Consider the following 19,512-nt stretch of genomic DNA (forward strand, 5'->3'; position numbering starts at 1 on the left):
TCAACCTTGATGAGGTGTTGCCGGATCGGATCAAATGCCGGCAAACCGCGAAAAGCAACCCGGATAGTTAATGATTTGTAAATGTGGCGCGACGGTGAAGGGTGCCCGGGGGCGCAACCGCGATCACCTGCTTTTCAGCCAGCAGGGCATCCAGTCCGACCGACTGGGGGGCGCGGAAGGACGCGCAGCGGACGGGAACCGACCCCGGCCGCCTCCGATTCAGCGAAGCCGGATCGGGTTCTAGCTGCCGACCCGGCAGGACTGCGGGACCAGCGAGGTACCTTCGGACGGGGAGACATCCGCCGGCGGCGATTGATGCTCGCCGGCGCGTTCGAACAGCATCCGCCGCTCGAAAGCGCTTGAACGCAGAAACGGATACCGGGCCAGGACCCGTTCACGCACCGTCGGCAAATGCGCAGCCATCAATCCGACCGGCTTCACGAGACCCGGGTACAATCGCGGCTCACACCAGGTTTCCTGCAGAAACACCCGGTGGTAGAACGCCTGATGCTCGGGACGAACGATGGCCAGCCCGTAGTCGGCGTGGAAGTAAACCCCGGCCATCGAACCCAGCCTGACCGTCACATAGGGAAGTTCCGGAAAATTTCTCGCCTTGTCGGGATCAGCGACGAACCGGGTCGAATCAATGAAGATTTCGCCCTTATCCAGCCTCGGATGAAGAACGTCCCCGAAAAGCTCGACCGACGGCGACATCCGCCATTCCGACGTCAGTACGCTGATGCGGATTGAACTGTAGAGCTCGCCATGAAAATAAACGCCGAATGTCCAGGCGTTGGGAGCGTCCTCGAATTGATCGACCACACGTTCGTCGGCCGATGGCCTGATCGCGCCCTCGCGCAGATAGGCCCGGTAGCGAAGATTATAAATCGCTTCCTTTTCCTGCGGTGTCGTCGCCAGCCGATAATCGACCTGGTCTACCAGATCCAGACTACGTCCACTGGGCACGATGGCTCGCTCGGCCGTGGACCTCATTGGATACTCCATACAACTTCCCAGCAACGTTGCGCAGGTTTGCGGCAACTTCTGCGCGTATGAAAAAAGATTAACAGCTTCTTAACGAAATGCAAAGCCATCACGGGGTTAGGGTTAACCTGTGGCATTTTAATCATCGGGCCCTATCGCGCAGGCCAGTGGAAATTCCGCCCGCAGGCGGGTCGGCGTCTTCAGGCAATCGACCGTGACGGCAGCACCAGTACCTGGTCGTCCGGCAGGCGGCGGCCGTGCGAGGCATTGAGCAACTGGCGGACCCGCATCGCCGGCACCGGCCGGCTGAACAGGTAGCCCTGCGCCTCGGTCACGGTGCCGTCAGCGCTGATCAGCTCCAGCTGTTCGTTGGTCTCGATGCCCTCGACCACGACGGACATTCCGAGATCGGCGGAAAGCCGCGCCACGCCGCGCAGCAGCGTCAGCGGGCGGTCGGTATCGATGCCTTGCAGGAAGGACCGGTCGATCTTGACCTTCTGCAGCGGGAAATTATGCAGGTAGCTCAGGCTCGAATAGCCGGTGCCGAAATCGTCCAGCGAGATCCGCACGCCGAGCGCGTGCAGCTGCGACAGCACGTCATGGGTCAGCTGGGTGTTGCGCAGCAGCGAGGATTCGGTGATCTCGATTTCGAGACGGTCCGCCGGCAGGCCGGAGACCTCGAGCGCGTAGCGAACCTCGCTCAGCACGTCGCGCTGATGGAACTGCTGCGGCGAGAAATTGACCGCGACGCTGACGGCATCGGGCCATTTCATGCATTCCATGCAGGCCTTGCGCAGGATCCAGCGGCCGAGGTCGACGATCAGGCCCATGTCCTCGGCGACCGGAATGATATCGATCGGGGACACCGTGCCGCGAACTGGATGATTCCAGCGCAGCAGCGCTTCGCAGGTCGCGATCCGCCCCGATTTGAGATTGACCAGCGGCTGGTAGAACAGCTCGAATTCCTCGTTGGCCAGCGCCTTGCGCAGGTCGAGTTCCAGGATGCGGCGCGCCTCGACGGTTTGCGCCATCTCGTCGCGGAAGAAGCAGAAGGTTCCGCGGCCGTCCGCCTTGGCCCGATAAAGCGCCATGTCGGCGTTCTTCAGCAGCGTATCGGCGCTGACGCCGGGACCCGTCATCGCGATGCCGATGCTGGCGCCGATCTCGACCAGATGATTGTCGATCTTGTAGCGCTCGCTCAGATGCTCGACGATCCGCCGGGCCAGAACCGCGGCTTCCTCGGTGGATTTGAGGTTCTGCTGGAACACCACGAATTCGTCGCCGCCGAAGCGGGCCACGAAATCCTCCGGGCGCAGCATGGCGCGCAGCCGGTCGGCGACCGCGCACAACAGCTGGTCGCCGCACGGATGACCCAGGGTGTCGTTGACCTGCTTGAACTGGTCGAGGTCGATGAACAGCAACGCCGACAACTGCTCGGCATCGTGCCGTATGGCCAGCAAGCGGCCGATCTCGTCGCGGAAATTGACCCGGTTGGGAAGCGCGGTCAGCTCGTCGTAACGCGCCAGGTGGCTGATCCTGGCTTCGGCGTTGCGCCGCTCGGTGATGTCTTCGAGCAGCACGACGGCGCCGCCGCCCGCCATCGGCTGGAATGTCCAGGACAGCGACCGGCTTCTGGCGATGTCGGGATCGGCGGTGATGATATCCCTGGCCTGCGTATTCTCGATTTCCGAGAGGATCATCCTTCCGCTCGCCGCCGAGATCGATCCGCCGCTGACGCAGGCGGCGATGATGTCGCGCGCGCCGGCGCCGCGCTGCACCAGGTCGTCGGACAGGTTCATCATTTCGCTGAAGCGGTGATTCATGACGGCAAGCCGCCCGTCGGCGGCGAACATGCACAGGCCATGGGGCATGTTGTTCAGGGCGGTGTCGAACTGGCCGGCCAGCGCCGCCTCGCGTTCGCGCGCCACCAGCGCCTGAACGAAGATCCGCTGCAGATTGGTCGAGATCTGCTTCAGCGCCAGGAAGAACACCGCGCTGACGACCGCCATGCCGATGTAATAGGGAGTGCCCTTGAGCGCCAGCGCGATCGCCGTCGGCCCGCAGGCGAGTGCAATCTGCACATGGAAAATCCACGGCCGTCCGTAGGTCCGGCCGGCACCCGCCGCCACATATCCCGTCGTGACGGTCACGCAGATCATGTGCGCCACGGCATCATCGCTGAACAGCAAGGCGACCGCGCACCACGTTCCGAGCGCGATGGCATAGACCATCGCTCCGATCTGATAGCGCGCTTCCCAACGCGCGGCTTCGTCGGCGGTGAGCATCGACCTGCGGGTCTTGTACCAGTGCATATCGACCGCACGGGCAGCTCCGGATGCGATCAGAAACACGACGCATGGCCAGAGCAGAGCTACTTCTGTCTTGAGGGCCGTCATGACCGCGGCGCCGGCCACCATGATGGCGCCAGCGAACAACGGTGCGGGATTCTGAAAAAGCGAATCGATCAGCGCCGCGTAAGTCGACGGCGACATGTTGTGATCGAGGCTTCTGCTTTCGGTTGCCAACTGCATCGGGCGTGCATGCGTCCTATTTCAGCGCGTAGTTCTACCCGTCGCAGATGAAGCCTTTCTGAGGGAATATCGTTACCGGAACGTTTTCTCGGCCTGGCCAAAACAAGAATCTGCCCGCTAATTCAGCAAGCTAGGCAAGCTTTGCCGATTGACGGGCGCCGAACTCATGACAGCAGGGGCGACCAGGCCGGATCGGACGCGAAACCGGGGGTCGGGACCTTTTGTTCATTGCGGCCGGAAATATCCACCGTGAACAACGACGGCCCGCCGCCGCCACCGGGTTCGCGGAAGAACATCAGGACACGGCCGTTCGGCGCGAAGGTCGGGCCTTCATTATGGTAGCCGGAGGTGAGCAGGCGCTCGCCCGAACCGTCGGTCTTCATGATGCCGATCGAGAACTGTCCGCCGCCCTGCTTGGTGAAGGCGATATAGTCGCCGCGCGGCGACCACACCGGCGTGGAGTAACTGCCTTCGCCGAAGGAGATGCGCTGCGCCGGGCCGCCGGTCGCCGCCATGACATAGATCTGAGGCTTGCCGCCCCGGTCGGATTCGAAGCAGATCCTGCTGCCGTCGGGCGAATAGGACGGCGAGGTATCGATGGCGGGCGTGTCGGTCAGGCGCGTGGTCGACTTCGAGCGCAGGTCCATCACGAACAGGTTCGAATTGCCGCCCTGCTGCAGGCTCATGATCACGCGCTGGCCGTCCGGCGAGAAGCGCGGCGAGAACGACATGCCCGGAAAGTTGCCGACGATCTCGCGCTGCCCGGTTTCGATGTTGAACAGATAAACACGCGGGTCGCCCTGGCCGAATTCCATATAGGTGATTTCCTGGGTCGACGGCGAGAACCGCGGCGTCAGCACGAGGTCGGCGCCGCGGGTCAGATAGCGGACATTGGCACCGTCCTGATCCATCATCGCCAGCCGCTTGACGCGCCGCTCCTTGGGCCCGGTCTCATCGACGAACACGATGCGGCTGTCGAAATAGCCCTTTTCGCCGGTCAGCCGTTCGTAGATCTGGTCAGAGATGATGTGCGCGATCCGCCGCCAGTATTCCGGCGAGGTAAAGTACTGCTGGCCGGCCAGCTGCTGGGCGGTGTTGACGTCCCAGAGACGGAATTCGGCCTTCAGCCGCCCGTCGCCCTGCCGGGTCATGCGTCCCGTCACCAGCGCCTGGGCGTTGATGGTCTTCCAGTTCTGGAACTGCGGCGCCGCATCGATATTGATGACTTTTTCGATATAGGCCGCCTGATCGATCGGCGCGAACAGCCCGCTGCGCTTGAGGTTGTTGGTGATGACCTGCGTTACGCCGACGCCGACCTCGGCATCGGCAGGCGTTCCCGCCACGAAATTCGGGATCGCGATCGGCAGGGGCGCAAAGTCGCCCTCGGGAATGATCACGCGCTTCGGCCCTTGCGCCAAGGCGTGGCGGGCAGAGCCCGTCACCATGCCGAGCGCGGCCATTCCGGAGATGATCTGGCGGCGGCTCAGGCGGAACGGCATCTCGGGCAATTCATTGTTGTCAGTCATTGTTACGGACTTTGTTCCATATTGGCGTTCGTCCACGGGGCGAGCGCGTTCAAGTCTTTCGTTCGGTAAACACGGGCGCGAAATATTTCCATTCATCGAAATAGGCCGCGGGCAATTTATACGGCTGGCACTCGATGATCGCGCGCAGCGCGCTCTCCTGATAGACCCGAAGATAAGGCGTGGCCGGCGTGCCTTCCGGAACCGGCATCCCTTCCAGCGTGCCGTCGCGCTTCAGCTTGATGGCGAAGGCGGCTTCCGATTTCTGGGCCTCGATGCCGCCATAGGGCTTCTTCCAGCAGCGCTCGACCTGGGCCTGGAACAGCGCGCCCCAGGTCGCCGAATTATCCGCGGCCTTGCCCTTGGCGAGGCCGAGTGCGGCATTGGAATTCAGCGTATCGCCGGTGACGGCCTGCCTGGAGGGATCGCGCTTGTCGAGCAGGGCTGCGATCTTCGACTGATCGAAGGCGCGCTCGGTCTTCGGCTTCACCGGCTCCGGCGGCTTGGCGGCCTGCACCGGCGGCTTCGGCTTCTTCTCTTCCTTCTTGATGGCTTCGGCGATCGGATCGACCTTCGGATCCGGCTTCTTCTCGATCGGCTTCGGCTCTTCCTTTTTAGGTTCTTCCTTGGGCTTGGCCTCGGCGACCGGCTTGGGCGGATCGGGCTTCTTCTCGACCGGCTTTTCCGGCGCCGGCGGCGGCGTCGTCTCGGTCACGACAGGCGGCTTCTCGGTGATCTTGCCGACCGCGTCTTCCACGGGCTTGGCTTCGGCGACCTTCTCCACCAGCGGCGTGGGTGCCTTCTGGCCGGTTTTCATGCCGGCCATGACCTTGGCGAGCTGATCGGAGGAAATGACGTCGACCGGCACGGAATCTTCCGGCATCAGGTCAAAGGCCTTGGACGAAAACGACATCAGGCCCCAGCCCAGCACGCAGACGTGCAGGGCAACCGAGGCAATCAGCGTTTTGTCGACCTTGACCTTCACGTCAGCTCATCCCCCCTCGGGAACGATAACGATATTCGCCTTGAAGCCCGCGGTGCGAATATAGCCCAGCAATTTCATCATATCCGTATAGCAGACATCCTTGTCGCCCCGGAGGTAGACGACGCTGTCGGCATCCGACCTGGTTTCCCGGATCGCCTTGATCTTGGGCTGCAACTCGGCGGCCGTAATCAGCGTTTCCCCGAGATAGAGCTCGATGTTGGAATTGCAGGCACCGCCGGTGCGCTTGACGGACAGGGTCAGCGGCGGCGCGTTCGAGGCCAGCGACTTGCCGCCGCTCGCCACCGGCAGGTCGATATCGATGGTCGACGTCATCAGCGGCGCCGCCACCATGAAGATGATCAGCAGCACCAGCATCACGTCGACCATCGGGGTGACGTTGATCTCGGCCATCACAGCCGCGCGGCGCCGGCCACGCCGCCCGCCGCCGCCAGACGCCCCTGCCATGTTCATCGACATGATCGGATGCTCACAATGCGCTCACAATATATATCGGCCCTCAAGATCCTGTCCTCACGCCCGCTCGTCGATCTGGCGCGACAGGATCGCTGAAAATTCGTCGGCAAAGCCTTCCAGCCGCTGGGCCTGCCGGTTCACCTCGGACGTGAACTTATTGTAGAAAATAGTCGCCGGAATGGCGGCGATAAGGCCGATTGCGGTGGCAAACAGCGCCTCCGCGATACCGGGCGCCACCACCGCCAGCGAGGTGTTCTTGGAGGCGGCGATCGACTGGAAGCTCGACATGATGCCCCAGACCGTGCCGAACAGGCCGACGAAGGGGCCCGCCGAGCCGACCGTCGCCAGCACCAGCAGGCGCCGTTCCAGCCGCTCGACCTCGCGGGCGATCGAGACGTTCATGACCTTCTCGATCCGCATCTGCAGGCCGGCGAAGGACCGCGACTGGCTTTCGAACGACCGTTTCCATTCGCGCATCGCCGCGACGAAACACGCCGCCATCGACTGCGTCGGCTTGGCCGACAGCGCGCGGTAGAGTTCCTCGATCGATTGCCCCGACCAGAATGCCTGTTCGAAGCGATCCATCGCGCGCTTGGTGCGCGAATAGAGAAATATCTTGTCGATCGCGATCGCCCAGACCCAGACGGAACAGGCCAGCAGTCCCAGCATGACCGTTTTCACGACCCAGTGGGCCTGCAGGAACAGGGTGATCAGCGAGACGTCGGTGGAGGCCAGCGGCAGGGCTGACTGGGCCACGTCGGCGGGATTCATGTCCGGTATCCTCTCAACGCAGATGTCCCAAATCCCCCGGAAGCCGTAAGCTGCCGGTTCCACAGCCGCGCGTCAGCCGCGGCGGTAAGCCTGCGCGAGAGCCTTGTTCTGTGTCGCATGGGTGGCCCGTCCAAAGCCGGGTCCTGCATCCCCTGCCAACGTGTCAAAACGAGGGCTATCGGCGCGTCTTTCCGCTCCTAACCAGACGCTAATCATGGTTAACGGACGGTTACCAAAGGGGATTTTGCGAGCGGGAAATCGGGGCGGGAGCGCTTGCATCGGGGCTCGAAGCCGAGGCCGGCACAAAAACGCGAAAACAACCCCATGCACAGATAGAAGGCCTGGACGCGCGGCATATGTCCGCCCTACGCAGATACCTCTTCCGGGCAGTTGGTCAGGCGCGCGGGCACCCCGACGGCGGTGCAGCCGCCCGGGACGTCATTTTCGACCAGCGAGCCGGCGCCGATCCTGGCGAAGTCGCCGATGCGGATGTCGCCGAGAACCGTGGCCCCCGCGCTGAGCAGGACTCCGCGGCCGATCCGGGGGGCGTGGTTCGGAAGCGACGGCCTCCGGCCAACCGTGACGTTTTGGAGGATAATAGTGTCATCGCCGATGACGGCGAACGCCCCCACGATGATGCCGGTGGCATGATCGAGGAACACCCCGGTTCCAATCGAGGCAGAGGGGTGAATGCTGACCTGGAGGCAATCGGACGACAGGCTTTGCGTCAAGAGTGCGAGATCGGTGCGGCCCTGACGCCAAAGCCGGCTGGACACCCTGAAGGCCTGCAGGGCGACGTAGCCCTTGAAGTTCAACAGCGGCGGCAGCAATCCGGTTGTCGCGGGATCATGAACGGCAATGCTCTGCAGATCGCGGCTCGCCGCATCGACCAGATCCGGAGAGGCCGCAAACGCCTCGCGCGCGACGTGTGCGAAAAGCTGGCGGTCGGCCGCGCGCTTGCCGAGCCGCTCGCCGATCTGATGGGCCACCGCGGAGCCGAGGTCGGAATGATCGAGGATCGAAGCCGACAGGGAGGCGCCGAACAGCGGATCGCGGGCCAGAGCGGCTTCGGCCTCGCGGCGCACCGACAGCCAAAGCTGATCGGCTGGTGCAATTTCGTTGTGGATCATGCCGTCCGCCTCGGTATCGCCGATACGAAATCTAGGCCCCAACAGGGCACGGCGCCAGCGCGAAGGCGCGGCGCATAAACAAAACCGCCCGTCTGCTTTCGCAAACGGGCGGCGTTGTCGCCATCGGGTTCTGTGGGGGCACTACGCCCGAGGCTTTGACTTCGGATCGTTCAGCCTTGTCGTTCAGCCCTGCGGCTGGTCGTTCGGCGGGGTCGGACGCTGCTTGTGCTGCGCCATGAACTGGTCGAACTCGGCCTTGTCCTTGGCGTGGCGCAGGCGATCGAGGAAATCCTTGAATTCGACCTGCTCTTCCTCGAGCCGCTTCAGCGTCTCGACGCGGTATTCGTCGAAGGCGCGGTTGCCGCTGGAGGGCGTGCCGCCGAAGCCGAAGCCGAAACCGCCGCGCTCACGCATCCGGTCCATCTTGTACTGCATCCGCTCCATCTTGTTGGCGAAACGGTTCTGATTGCTCCAGCAACCCATTTTTCTGCTCCCGAGTGTGAAAAAGAGAAGGGCGAGGCCGATCGGCCACCAGATGATGAAGCCCAGCACGGTCACGGCGATCCAGCCGGGGTGCCACGGCGAATCAAACATATGCGGGCGGTGGACCTCTTCAGTGGGGCCGCGCCATCGATTGACATCTGCGGTGTAGGCCATTTCCCTCTCCGTCACGGCGATCACGCCGTTGTGAATGTAAATAACATTTACATAGATAAACGATCCCGGGTTTTTGTCAAGCCGGGCGCCAGCGGCGGCGCCGAATTTATTTTGGGGTGCCCCAAGGGCCGGCGGGAGGGCCGGCGGGTGGCAAGGGGGGCGGCGTGGCCGTCTTTGCCGATGGATCGCTCGGACCGGACGGCCTGCGGTCGGTTGGGAAACCCAATCCGCGCAGATAAATCAGCACTTCCGCTTCCAGCAGATCCTCCGCCGACATCGGCAGCTTGCGACGGGCCTGGTCGCCTCGCGCGAACAGCGACGCCACGCCGTGCGACATCGACCAGATGTGCAGCGCCATCATCATCGCCGGTGGCCGCGGCATGCCGGGCGGAACCATGGCGGCGAGACGTTCGGCGGCAGCCCTGATCACACCGAAGGCGCGTTCGCTCGCTGCCTGCAAGGTGGGGCTGAGATCGACAGGAAGGCCGGATTCGAACATCGCCGAGTAGAACGCGGGCTCGTTGTGGGCAAAGGCGAGATAGGCTTTTCCGAGCCGCTCGAACGCGGTGACGGTGTCGGGACGGCCGTCGTCCCAGGCTTCCGTCAGCTGCGCCTCGAACTGCTCGAAACCGCGCTGCGCGATGCTGGACAACAGCTCGTCGCGGTCACGAAAATGCCGGTAGGGCGCGGCCGGGCTGACGCCGGCCATGCGCGCGGCATCGGCAAAGGTGAATCCACCAGGGCCTTTTTCCGCAATCAGTCCGAGCGCCGCCTGCAGCAGCGCCTCTTTCAGATTGCCGTGATGATAACCGCGCTCGGCGCGGCGTTGTTCCTTGCGCCAGCTCATGTGAAAGGCTTTTACATGAGCCGGCGGCAAAGGTCACTAGCGGCAGGCCGCGGAACCTTCGTTCATAAAGATTAACGCGCACTGCCCTTCCGCAGCTCGGGCAATCCGCCCATGGCGTCCTGTACTTCTTCCGACCAATCGCTCATTTCCTGCACCTGGCGGATTTCGATGATCTCGTTCCCGGAGGCCGGGCACTTTTTGGCCCAGGCGATCGCCTCCTCGCGCGACTTGACCTCGATCATCCAGTAACCGCCGAGCACTTCCTTGGCTTCGGCAAACGGACCGTCGGTCACCAGCGGCTTGCCGGTCCTGAAGGAAACCCGCGCGCCCATCGATGGCGGGTGCAGGCCGTCGAGCGCGATCAGCACGCCGGCATCCTGCAGCGCCTTGTTGAATTTCATCATCGACTTCACGCGCTCGGGATCGAGCTGGACGTCCGGCGGCGCGGACTCGTAGCCGAGGGGGATCATCAGCATCATGAATCGCATGGTCGGGTGTCCTTCTGAGAGGTCGTCATTCCGGGGCGATGCGGAGCATCGAACCCGGAATCTCGCGAGGCAATCTATGGATTCCAGGTTCAGCCCTGCGGGCTGCCCCGGAATGACGGTCGAGGGACCGTCACTTCCTCCCCACCTGCGCACGCAGCCGCGTCTCCTGCTCGCGCAGTTCGGGCGTCAGCGCTTCACCAAAATCCTCGGTATCGAAGACCTGACGGATTTCGATTTCGGCGCCGCCGTCGAACGGCGCGCGCTTCATCCAGTCGATCGCCTCGTCCAGCGACTTGACCTGAATCAGCCAGAAGCCGGCGACCAGATCGCTGGTCACGGCAAACGGACCGTGGCTCACATCAGGCGCTTTGCCGGAATATTTGATCCGGGCGCCTTTCGCTGTCGGATGCAGCCCCTCGCCCGCCAGCATGACGCCGGCCTTCACCATCTGCTCGTTGAACTTGCCCATCGCGGTGAGCAGTTCCGTGCCCGGCATCACCCCGGCCTCGGTGTCCTTGCTCGCCTTCACAATCACCATGCATCGCATCGTCACGCTCCGTTTGTCGATTTATCCGGCCGGTTCCCCGTTGTCGGGGAAGCCGCCGCTCCTCAACAAGACGAACGCGGGTTTGCGGCGCCGACATGTCCGACGAAATTACTTCGGAGGCCATTGCGGAGCCTCCGTGGGCGGCAGACCCATCTCCCTCATGGTGAGGAGCACGTCGGCAGCGCCTTTGCGCTGCCAACGTGCGTCTCGAACCATCTGGCACACGACCTGATGCCATCCTTCGAGACGCCGCGCGAAGCGCGCGCGGCTCCTCAGGATGAGGTCGGAGGGTGCTGCTAGACGAAGACGCCGTTTTCGCAGGTGGCGCCGAAACGGACGTCGATCAGCCCTCCGTCATTTCGCCGGTTCGTAGCGCAGGATGACGACGCCGGTCGAGTGCGCCCGGGAGTCGATCAGCCTGAGCTTGACGCGCTCGTCCGGCTTGAACAGCGGCGTGCCGCCGCCGAGGGTGACCGGAGCTATCCCGATCCGGAATTCGTCGATCAGCCCGTGCCGAACGAGGCTCGCCGCCAGATCGGCGCTGCCGAACAGGAAGATATCCTTTTTGCTCTCGCGCTTCAGCCGGGCGACCGTGCCGGGCACATCGGCGCCGAACATCTGCGTGTTGTTCCAGTCCGATCGCGTCAGCGTGCGCGAGAACACATATTTCGGCGCAGCGTTCATGAAGTCCGCGATCTCGCCTGACTCCCCTGACGCGGTCGGCCAGTAGCTCGCCATCAATTGATAGGTGACGCGGCCGAACATCAGCCCGCCGGCGGCGTTCAGCTGTTCGATCGAAAGCTGCTCCAGTTCCTTTCCCCAGACAGCCTCATGCCAGGAAATGTCGCGGTTCGGCCCTTCGACCATGCCGTCCAGCGTCATCAGGTTCCACATGATCAGCTTCGCCATATCACCCCGCAAACCACTCTTGTTATGCAACTGGTTGTAGATTGGCGTCACTGATGCGATATTGCAAGCGGTTTTTTCGCGGCATTTTCGTCGCGCCTTCGGGACCGCGCCATGACCGAGCCACAACGCTCCGGTTGCCCGATCAACCTCACGCTCGAGGTGGTCGGCGACAAATGGAGCCTCTTGATCATCCGCGACATGATGTTCGGCAACCACCGCCATTTTCGCGAACTGCTGACCAAGTCCGAGGAAGGCATTTCCTCCAACATCCTCGCCGACCGGCTGAAGACGCTGCTCGACCATGGCATCGTCTCCTGGGCCGACGACCCCAGCCACAAGCAGAAGGGAATCTACTCGCTGACCGAGCAAGGCATCGAACTGCTGCCGGTGCTGGCGCAGATGTCGGGCTGGGGATTCAAATATCTCGATGTCACCGAAGAACTCGGCATCCGCGCCAAATTACTGAGCGAAGGCGGCCCGAAGATGTGGGCGGAGTTCATGGACGAGTTGCGCGAGACCCATCTCGGCGCAAAGCGGAAGCGCAAGGCGGGACCAAGTGTCGGCGAACGGTTGCAGGCGGCGTATCAGAAGGTGATGGCGAGGAAGGGGAAGAGTTGACCAACGGGCGGTTTCCGTCATCCTCAGGACGACGGCAGTGTATGCTTAGCTTGCTCTCCACCTCCGCACCGTCTCCTTTTCCCCCTCCACATTTGCCTCGAAGAACGGCGCGGCCAGCACGGCGTGGATGTGCAGCGTCAAATTGCCGGAATTGCGAAAGCCGTGCATGCGGTCGGCCGGCACGATCAGCGACTGGCCGGAATAGACGGTCAGCCGCGCCTCGCCCATCCACATCTCGGCTTCGCCCTCGCGCACCGTCAGCACTTCCTCGACCGGATGCGAATGGGTCGGCGCGCCGGCGCCCGGCGCGATCCACTGCTCGAACACGCATAGTTGCGCAGCCCCGTTGCTGGCCGAGACCAGCATGCGGGTCTCGACACCGAGCCGCCATGGCTCGGGCGTCATGTCCCTGACGTCTATGACGATCATTGGCTGGCCCTTTCGCTTTGCCGCAGGCCGCTGGAGCGTGCCCCGGACGCAACGCAGCATGCAAGGGACACAGCTGGCGGCATGGGTTATAGAGGCCGCGAATTCAACTTCAGGCGAAATGGAACACCGATGCTCCCTGCCCCGCAAAAAGTCGCACTGGTCACCGGCGCCGCCCGCGGCATCGGCCTGGCGGTAGCCAAACGGTTTCTCGCCGAGGGCTGGCGCGTGGCGCTGCTCGACATCGAGGCTGCCTTGCTGCAGGGCGCGGTCGCCGGCCTGAAAAATCCCGATTCGACCCTGGCGCTGCCTTGCGACGTCTCCGACGCCGGCGCGGTGGCGGACGCGGTCGCCAAGACCGCCACGCGATTTGGCCGGCTCGACGCGCTGGTCAACAATGCCGGAATCGCGGTGTTCGCGCCGCTCTTGGAGACCTCCGACGCGGACTGGAAGCGGGTGCTGGAGGTCAACCTGACCGGGCCATTCCTGTGCACCAAGGCGGCGGTGCCGCTGATGCGCGAATTTGGCGGCGGCGCGATCGTCAACATCACCTCGATCTCGGCGGTGCGGGCCTCGACGCTGCGCTCGGCCTACGGCACCAGCAAGGCCGGGCTGGCGCATCTGACCAAACAGCTCGCGGTCGAACTGGCCGCGCTCGGGATACGTGTCAACGGTGTCGCGCCGGGGCCGGTCGAGACCGCGATGGCCAAGCAGGTGCACACCCCCGAGATCCGCGCCGATTATCACGACGCCATCCCGCTCAACCGCTACGGCCTCGAAGAGGAACTGGCGGAAGCGGTGTTCTTCCTGTGCAGCGACCGCGCCAGCTACATCACCGGGCAGATCCTCGCGGTCGACGGCGGCTTCGATGCCGCCGGCATCGGCCTGCCGACGTTGCGCGGCCAGCGAAGGAATGGGTAGGCGTTCTTCTCCCTCTCCCGCAAGCAAGCGGGAGAGGTGACGACAACACCGTGAAGGCGAGTTCAATCCTTCATCGGACAGTTCACCATCCAGGGTGTGCCGAACTGATCGACGCACATGCCGAATCCCCTGGAGAAGAACGTCTTGCCGAACGGCATCCTGATGCTGCCGCCTTCGGCCAGCGCCTTGAAGCGGCGCTCGGCATCGGCGGGATCCTCGACCTGCAACGCGACGGCAAACCCCTGCGGCTTGTGGAAATCGCCCGGCGACGCGTCGGACGCCATGATCACCTCGCCATCGATCAGTATGCTGGCGTGCAGCACCTTGTCTTTCCAGTCCGGCGGCATCGGCATGTCGGCCGGGCCGGTCGAATAGGGCAGTATCGCCTCGATCTTTGCGCCCAGTACCTTCTGGTAGAATTTCAGCGCCGCCTCGCAATTGCCGTCGAAGAACAGATAGGGATTGACCTGCATCGCATGCTCCTTGGATGAATGACGTGTCGAACGGCGGCTTTCACTTTTCGGCCAGCCGTTTCAGATTGGCGAGGCCGGCCTCGAAATCCTTGCCGACCATCTTATCGATATTGATGAACACGTGCATGATCTTGGCCATGAACGACGCCGGCCCGTGCATGCGCCATGTGACCCGGGTGGCATCGTCCTGCGGCAGCATGGTGAACTCGGCGGTGTTGTGAGCTTCGAACGGCGTGAAGAAATCCAGCTTGATGGCGATCTTCGAAGGCGCCGACGCTTCGAGAATTTCCATGCGGCCGGAGCCCACATTCCTGTCGCCCTCCCACGCATAGACCGCGCCGCTGCCGCGCACTGCGCCGCTGTAGGTGCGTTTCATCGCGGGATCCTTGTGCTCGTAGGGCGACCAGGCTCCCCATTGACGGAAATCGTTGATCAGCGGGAAGATCTTTTCCGGCGGCGCGCTGATGATGGCCGCGCGCTGGACGCTGAACGTATCCGGCTTGGTCGCAGCCAGGATCAGCACGACCGCAATCGCGATCGCCAGCACGACGGCGATAATGGTAACGGCTTTCAGCATGGCAAACTCTCCAATCTGCTATTTGTGAATTGTCCCTGCGGCAAAATCAACGCCGCGACGGCATCAGGTCGCGCAAGCTCCTCTCAAGGACGAACGAGCCGGGCGCGGGCCGACAGGGGGAGCGAAACTATTCGCGGCGAACTGTCTTCCCCTCTCCCCTTGTGGGAGAGGGTGGCGCGATGCGAAGCATCGCGACGGGTGAGGGGTCTGTCTCCGCGGATGGAGACCCCTCATCCGGCGCTTCGCGCCACCTTCTCCCACAAGGGGAGAAGGGAAGAGTCCTCTCACTTCCCCGCCTTCGCATCGCGCGGGGCGCTGTCGCGCTTCAGGCGGTCGAGATGCATGCGGATGTGGGCGGCTTCCGCCGAAGTGTTGGCGAGCGCGATGGCGCGGTCGAACGCCACGCGGGCTTCCTCGTTGCGGCCGAGCTGCATCAGGAAGGCGCCGCGCACGCCGAAGAAATGAAAATAATTCGACAGCCGCGACGCCAGCGGCTCGATCATCTCCAGCGCCGCTTCGGCGCCGCGCACTTTGGACACCGCGACCGCGCGGTTGAGCGTCACCACCGGCGACGGCTGCATCACCTCCAGCGCGCCGTAGAGCAGGTCGATCTGGGTCCAGTCGGTATCCTCAGGTTTTGCGGCGCGGGCATGCAATGCCGCGATCGCCGCCTGGATCTGATAGGGACCGCTGCGGCGATGCCGCATCGCCTTGTCGATCAGCGCCAGTCCCTCGGCGATCATCTTCTGATTCCACAAGGACCGATCCTGGTCGTCGAGCAGGATCACGGCGCCCTCGGCGTCGAAGCGCGCCGCGGCGCGGGCATGCTGCAGCATCAACAGCGCGGTCAGCCCCATGATCTCCGGCTCGGTCTGGAACAATCGCAGCAACAGCCGCGCCAGCCGGATCGCTTCCTCGCACAAGGGCTTGCGGATCTCGGCGGTATCGCCGCTGGCCGAATAGCCCTCGTTGAAAATCAAATAGATCATCGCCGCCACCGCGGCGAGCCGCTCGCTGCGCTCCACCGCGCCCGGGGTCTCGAACGGCACATCGGCGCCGGCGACGCGGGCCTTCGCCCGCGTGATGCGCTGCTCCATCGCCGCCTCCGAGACAATGAAGGCGCGGGCGATCTGCTTCACGGTGAGGCCCGAAACGACGCGCAGCGCCAGCGCGATCTGCTGCGTCGCCGGCAAATCGGGATGGCAGCAGATGAAGAGCAGCCGCAGGATGTCGTCACGGTAATGCGAGCCGTCGAGCCGCTCGGCCAGCCGCTCCTCGGCGTCGCCGAGATCGGAGATCGCCTTGTCCTCCGGCAGCGGCTGCTGCTTGCGGTTGCGCCTGATGTCGTCGATCGCGACGTTGCGACCGACCATGATCAGCCACGCCGCGGGATCGCGCGGCGGGCCGTTCTGCGGCCAGTTCTTCAGCGCGCGCAGGCAGGCGTTCTGGAACGCCTCCTCGGCGGTGTCGAGATCGCGGAAATAACGCAAGAGCGCACCGACCGCCTGGGGGCGCGCCGAGGTCAGCGCGGTATCGATCCAGGCGGCGTCGGTCACGTCGGAAGGCCCCCGGGAAACAGCACCCCGACGGGGCGAATTTCGTAGGCGCCGCCGGGATTGACGGCCGCGAGGTCGCGCGCGACATCCAGCGCCTCGTCGAGATTGTTGCAGTCGACCACGTAGAAGCCGAGCAGCTGTTCCTTGGTCTCGGCATAGGGGCCGTCGATCACGACCGGCGGATCGTCCTTGCGCAATGTGGTCGCCGACGTCGTCGGCAACAGCCGCGCTACCGGGCCGAGCCGGCCCTGCTTGGCCAATTTGTCCTGCACGACGGCGAGTTTCGTCATCACGGCGGCGTCCTGTTCCTTGCTCCAGGAACCGACGGTGTCTTCGTCGTGATAGCAGAGGATGGCGTAGAGCATGTGAGCGTGTCCCGTTGACTGAAAGACGAGGGGTGACGGAGGTTTCCTACAGGATAGTCGAAATATTTTGCAGAGCCACCACGCCCCGGTAAGGTCATCCGGGATTCGGCGAAGTATGGGGCAAAAATCAATGAACAAAGGCGCGCTGGCCCTGCTGATCCATGGCGGGGCTCAAAACTGGTCTCCCGAACGATGGAAGAGCCGGTTCGACGACGTCTGCGGCGATCGCCGGGTGTTGCTGCTGCCCGATCCCGCGCTCGATCCCGCCGGGGTGCATTACGCCGCGGTCTGGAAGCCCGCGCCGGGCGAACTCGCGGGGTTTCCGAACCTGCGCGTCATTTTCAATCTCGGCGCCGGCGTCGATGCGCTGATGGCCGATTCCAGCCTGCCGGACGTGCCGCTGGTTCGCGTCGCGGTCGGCGACCTCACCGGCCGCATGACGGAATATGTCGTGCTGCACGCGCTGATGCACCACCGCCAGGAGCTTTATTTGCGCGCCTGCCAGCGCGAGCAGCGCTGGGAGCCGACCTATCAGTGGGCGGCCAACGCCGTTTCGGTCGGCGTCATGGGGCTCGGCACGCTCGGATCCGATGCCGCCGACGCGTTGCGGCGAATCGGTTTCCGGGTGGCGGGCTGGAGCCGAAGCGCGCGGCAGATCGAGGGCGTCGAATGCTTTCATGGCGAGGGACAACTCGAGGCGTTCCTGCAGCGGACCGATATGCTGGTCTGCCTGCTGCCGCTGACGCCGGAGACGCGGCAGATCCTGAATCGGGGTTTGTTTGCAAAACTCAACCGCAGCGGTCCGATGGGCGCGCCGGTCCTGATCAATGCCGGGCGCGGGGGCTTGCAGAACGAGCCTGATATCCTGGCCTGCCTCGACGACGGCACGCTCGGCGCAGCATCCCTGGACGTGTTCTGCAACGAACCGCTGCCGGCCGACAGCCGGTTCTGGACCCATCCGAAGGTGGTGCTGACGCCGCACAACGCCGCCGATACCGACCCCGACGAGATTTCAAAATACGTCGCGCGCCAGATCGAACGATTCGAGGCGGGCGACGCGCTGGAGAACGTGGTGGATCGAAAGCGGGGGTATTAGAGGCCCTCTTCCCTTCTCCCCTTGTGGGAGAAGGTGGCGCGCGAAGCACCCCGGATGGGGGTCTCTATCCGCAAGCACATTGTTGGTTGAGACAGACCCCTCACCCGTCCGCGACGCTTTGCGTCGCGGCCACCCTCTCCCACACGGGGAGAGGGGAAAAGAGGTCGCCGCCCTTACTTCCCCAATCCGCAAAGCTCCAGGACGGAACTTTCGGCAGCGAGGTCCGTTCTTTCCTCTGGATTTGAGAAGCGATTTTCGCTCGGAGGAGACAAAAATGATTCAGCGTGCTGCGATTGCCATTCTAGTCGTGTTCATGGCCGCCGGGGCCGCGTTCGCCCAAACGACGCCGCCGGCAGGCGACAAGAACAAGGCCGAGACCAATTGCGCAACGACGGGATCCGCGACCTCGGGGCACGGCGAGGATAAAACCAACACCTCCATGGCCATCGGAAACAGCGCGATCCTGCCTGACGCCGGCGGTACAAATTCGGCCGCCCCCACGGTGCAAAGCGGCGGCAAGCCGATGGAAGTCCGCAAGGATTGCCCGCCGGATGCCAAGGCGAAATAATTTCACTTCAAGGCAAGGTGATTTCGCGCTCGCGCTTTCACTCTCCCCTGGAGGGGGAGGGTCGACGCGAATGAAATGAGCGGCGGGGTGGGGTGAAAGTCTCTCGTCGCGAGCAGTGCCGAAGTTGAGAGACTGTCACCCCACCCCGTCTCGCATTTTCGCTTCGCTCAATGCGAGCCGACCCTCCCCCTCCAGGGCAGGGTGAAGACAGCCTCCTACTCGATCACGATGCGCGGCGCAGGCTTGCTCGCCGCGCCCGTAGAGACCGCGGTCCAGATTTCGCGGGCGATCTCGACATAATGCCGCGCGTGAACACCGTCCGGCTCGGTCGCGACGATCGGGCGGCCGTCGTCCGAGGTCTGGCGGATCTGCATGTCGAGCGGGATCTCGCCGAGAAACGGAATGCCGCGCCGCTCCGCTTCCAGCCTGGCGCCGCCATGGCCGAAGATCGGGGTGACGTGGTTGCAGGTCGGGCAGCAGAAGCTCGACATGTTTTCGATCAGCCCCAATAGCGGAATGTTCACCTTCTCGAACATCGCGATGCCGCGCCGGGCGTCGATCAAGGCGATGTCCTGCGGCGTCGAGACGATCACCGCACCGGCCAGCGGGGTTTGCTGCGCCATGGTGAGCTGCGCATCGCCGGTGCCGGGCGGCAGGTCGACCACCAGGATATCGAGATCGCCCCACGCCACTTCGCGCAGCATCTGCGTGATCGCCGAGATCACCATCGGGCCGCGCCAGATCATGGCGAGGTCTTCCTCGACCAGGAAGCCGATCGACATCACCTTGACGCCGAAACGCTCCATCGGCTCCAGCATGCGCGGTCCGATCTGCCTGGGCTTGCCGCGCAGGCCGAACAGCTTTGGCTGCGAGGGCCCGTAGATGTCGGCATCGAGGATGCCGGCCTTCAACCCGAGCGCGGCGAAGCCGAGCGCGAGGTTGCAGGAGGTGGTGGACTTGCCGACGCCGCCCTTGCCGGAGGCGACTGCGATGACGTGCCTGACGCCGGGAATGCCGGACGCTTTCGAGGTCGCGCGGGCTTGCATGGTTGGCTGAGCGGCTGACA

The 19,512-nt window shown here is 63.8% G+C and carries 22 protein-coding genes; 4 read left to right on the plus strand and 18 right to left on the minus strand.

Annotation, left to right across the window (positions count from 1 at the left end; all coding sequences use genetic code 11):
• Window positions 1–240: 240 nt before the first annotated feature.
• From Q7T45_RS09885 to Q7T45_RS09940, 12 genes are all read right to left on the minus strand, one after another.
• Window positions 241–993 (minus strand): hypothetical protein, encoded by a 753-nt coding sequence (locus Q7T45_RS09885; RefSeq protein WP_304870206.1) that lies wholly within the window; start codon window positions 991–993, stop codon window positions 241–243.
• A gap of 191 nt (window positions 994–1,184) precedes the next feature.
• Entirely contained in the window at window positions 1,185–3,515 is a 2,331-nt protein-coding gene (locus Q7T45_RS09890; RefSeq protein ID WP_304870209.1) for a bifunctional diguanylate cyclase/phosphodiesterase, read from the minus strand.
• A 164-nt stretch (window positions 3,516–3,679) separates the two neighbouring features.
• Window positions 3,680–5,014 carry a Tol-Pal system beta propeller repeat protein TolB gene (gene tolB / locus Q7T45_RS09895; protein WP_304870285.1) on the minus strand — a complete coding sequence of 445 codons (1,335 nt, stop codon included), beginning with the start codon at window positions 5,012–5,014 and terminating at the stop codon, window positions 3,680–3,682.
• Between the two features lie 76 nt (window positions 5,015–5,090).
• On the minus strand, window positions 5,091–6,023 hold the full coding sequence (locus tag Q7T45_RS09900) for a protein TolA (RefSeq protein ID WP_304870210.1): 933 nt from the start codon (window positions 6,021–6,023) through the stop codon (window positions 5,091–5,093).
• A gap of 6 nt (window positions 6,024–6,029) precedes the next feature.
• The gene (locus Q7T45_RS09905) at window positions 6,030–6,500 is read right to left on the minus strand and encodes a biopolymer transporter ExbD (protein ID WP_304870211.1); all 471 of its coding nucleotides are present in this window, start codon (window positions 6,498–6,500) and stop codon (window positions 6,030–6,032) included.
• 54 nt (window positions 6,501–6,554) lie between these two features.
• Window positions 6,555–7,268 carry a protein TolQ gene (gene tolQ / locus Q7T45_RS09910; protein WP_304739620.1) on the minus strand — a complete coding sequence of 238 codons (714 nt, stop codon included), beginning with the start codon at window positions 7,266–7,268 and terminating at the stop codon, window positions 6,555–6,557.
• 365 nt (window positions 7,269–7,633) lie between these two features.
• Window positions 7,634–8,398, minus strand: a complete 765-nt coding sequence (locus tag Q7T45_RS09915; protein WP_304870212.1) for a serine acetyltransferase — start codon at window positions 8,396–8,398, stop codon at window positions 7,634–7,636.
• Window positions 8,399–8,581: 183 nt separating this feature from the next.
• Window positions 8,582–9,055 (minus strand): DUF2852 domain-containing protein, encoded by a 474-nt coding sequence (locus Q7T45_RS09920; RefSeq protein WP_304870213.1) that lies wholly within the window; start codon window positions 9,053–9,055, stop codon window positions 8,582–8,584.
• A gap of 106 nt (window positions 9,056–9,161) precedes the next feature.
• On the minus strand, window positions 9,162–9,902 hold the full coding sequence (locus tag Q7T45_RS09925) for a TetR/AcrR family transcriptional regulator (RefSeq protein WP_304870215.1): 741 nt from the start codon (window positions 9,900–9,902) through the stop codon (window positions 9,162–9,164).
• A gap of 71 nt (window positions 9,903–9,973) precedes the next feature.
• Window positions 9,974–10,390: a YciI family protein gene (locus Q7T45_RS09930; protein ID WP_304870217.1), complete on the minus strand. Its 417-nt coding sequence runs from the start codon at window positions 10,388–10,390 to the stop codon at window positions 9,974–9,976.
• A gap of 130 nt (window positions 10,391–10,520) precedes the next feature.
• On the minus strand, window positions 10,521–10,937 hold the full coding sequence (locus Q7T45_RS09935; protein ID WP_304870219.1) for a YciI family protein: 417 nt from the start codon (window positions 10,935–10,937) through the stop codon (window positions 10,521–10,523).
• 354 nt (window positions 10,938–11,291) lie between these two features.
• Entirely contained in the window at window positions 11,292–11,846 is a 555-nt protein-coding gene (locus Q7T45_RS09940; RefSeq protein WP_304870221.1) for a dihydrofolate reductase family protein, read from the minus strand.
• A gap of 111 nt (window positions 11,847–11,957) precedes the next feature.
• On the opposite strand from Q7T45_RS09940, the gene Q7T45_RS09945 reads away from it, so the two are divergent.
• Window positions 11,958–12,464 (plus strand): helix-turn-helix domain-containing protein, encoded by a 507-nt coding sequence (locus Q7T45_RS09945; RefSeq protein ID WP_304870223.1) that lies wholly within the window; start codon window positions 11,958–11,960, stop codon window positions 12,462–12,464.
• A gap of 45 nt (window positions 12,465–12,509) precedes the next feature.
• Here Q7T45_RS09945 and Q7T45_RS09950 read toward each other — a convergent pair whose 3' ends face one another.
• Window positions 12,510–12,893, minus strand: a complete 384-nt coding sequence (locus tag Q7T45_RS09950) for a cupin domain-containing protein (protein WP_304870224.1) — start codon at window positions 12,891–12,893, stop codon at window positions 12,510–12,512.
• A 129-nt stretch (window positions 12,894–13,022) separates the two neighbouring features.
• On the opposite strand from Q7T45_RS09950, the gene Q7T45_RS09955 reads away from it, so the two are divergent.
• Window positions 13,023–13,811 carry an SDR family NAD(P)-dependent oxidoreductase gene (locus Q7T45_RS09955; protein ID WP_304870226.1) on the plus strand — a complete coding sequence of 263 codons (789 nt, stop codon included), beginning with the start codon at window positions 13,023–13,025 and terminating at the stop codon, window positions 13,809–13,811.
• A 62-nt stretch (window positions 13,812–13,873) separates the two neighbouring features.
• Here Q7T45_RS09955 and Q7T45_RS09960 read toward each other — a convergent pair whose 3' ends face one another.
• From Q7T45_RS09960 to Q7T45_RS09975, 4 genes are all read right to left on the minus strand, one after another.
• Entirely contained in the window at window positions 13,874–14,284 is a 411-nt protein-coding gene (locus tag Q7T45_RS09960) for a VOC family protein (RefSeq protein ID WP_304870227.1), read from the minus strand.
• Window positions 14,285–14,324: 40 nt separating this feature from the next.
• Window positions 14,325–14,861, minus strand: coding sequence for an SRPBCC family protein (locus tag Q7T45_RS09965; protein WP_304870229.1), 537 nt, complete (start codon window positions 14,859–14,861; stop codon window positions 14,325–14,327).
• A 284-nt stretch (window positions 14,862–15,145) separates the two neighbouring features.
• A complete protein-coding gene (locus Q7T45_RS09970; protein ID WP_304870231.1) occupies window positions 15,146–16,417 on the minus strand; it encodes an RNA polymerase sigma factor in 1,272 nt (423 codons plus the stop codon).
• Window positions 16,414–16,782, minus strand: a complete 369-nt coding sequence (locus Q7T45_RS09975) for a YciI family protein (RefSeq protein WP_304870233.1) — start codon at window positions 16,780–16,782, stop codon at window positions 16,414–16,416. Before Q7T45_RS09975 ends, Q7T45_RS09970 begins: the two co-directional genes overlap by 4 nt.
• Before the next feature lie 130 nt (window positions 16,783–16,912).
• Here Q7T45_RS09975 and Q7T45_RS09980 point away from each other — a divergent pair, with 130 nt between their 5' ends.
• Together Q7T45_RS09980 and Q7T45_RS09985 are read left to right on the plus strand one after the other, a co-directional pair.
• A complete protein-coding gene (locus Q7T45_RS09980; protein WP_304870235.1) occupies window positions 16,913–17,878 on the plus strand; it encodes a glyoxylate/hydroxypyruvate reductase A in 966 nt (321 codons plus the stop codon).
• A gap of 274 nt (window positions 17,879–18,152) precedes the next feature.
• The gene (locus Q7T45_RS09985; RefSeq protein ID WP_304870237.1) at window positions 18,153–18,446 is read left to right on the plus strand and encodes a hypothetical protein; all 294 of its coding nucleotides are present in this window, start codon (window positions 18,153–18,155) and stop codon (window positions 18,444–18,446) included.
• Window positions 18,447–18,661: 215 nt separating this feature from the next.
• Here Q7T45_RS09985 and Q7T45_RS09990 read toward each other — a convergent pair whose 3' ends face one another.
• Window positions 18,662–19,492 (minus strand): Mrp/NBP35 family ATP-binding protein, encoded by an 831-nt coding sequence (locus Q7T45_RS09990; RefSeq protein WP_370691250.1) that lies wholly within the window; start codon window positions 19,490–19,492, stop codon window positions 18,662–18,664.
• Between the last annotated feature and the right edge of the window lie 20 nt (window positions 19,493–19,512).

Origin of the sequence: Bradyrhizobium sp. (assembly GCF_030646015.1) — a bacterium.
Taxonomy (GTDB): domain Bacteria; phylum Pseudomonadota; class Alphaproteobacteria; order Rhizobiales; family Xanthobacteraceae; genus Bradyrhizobium.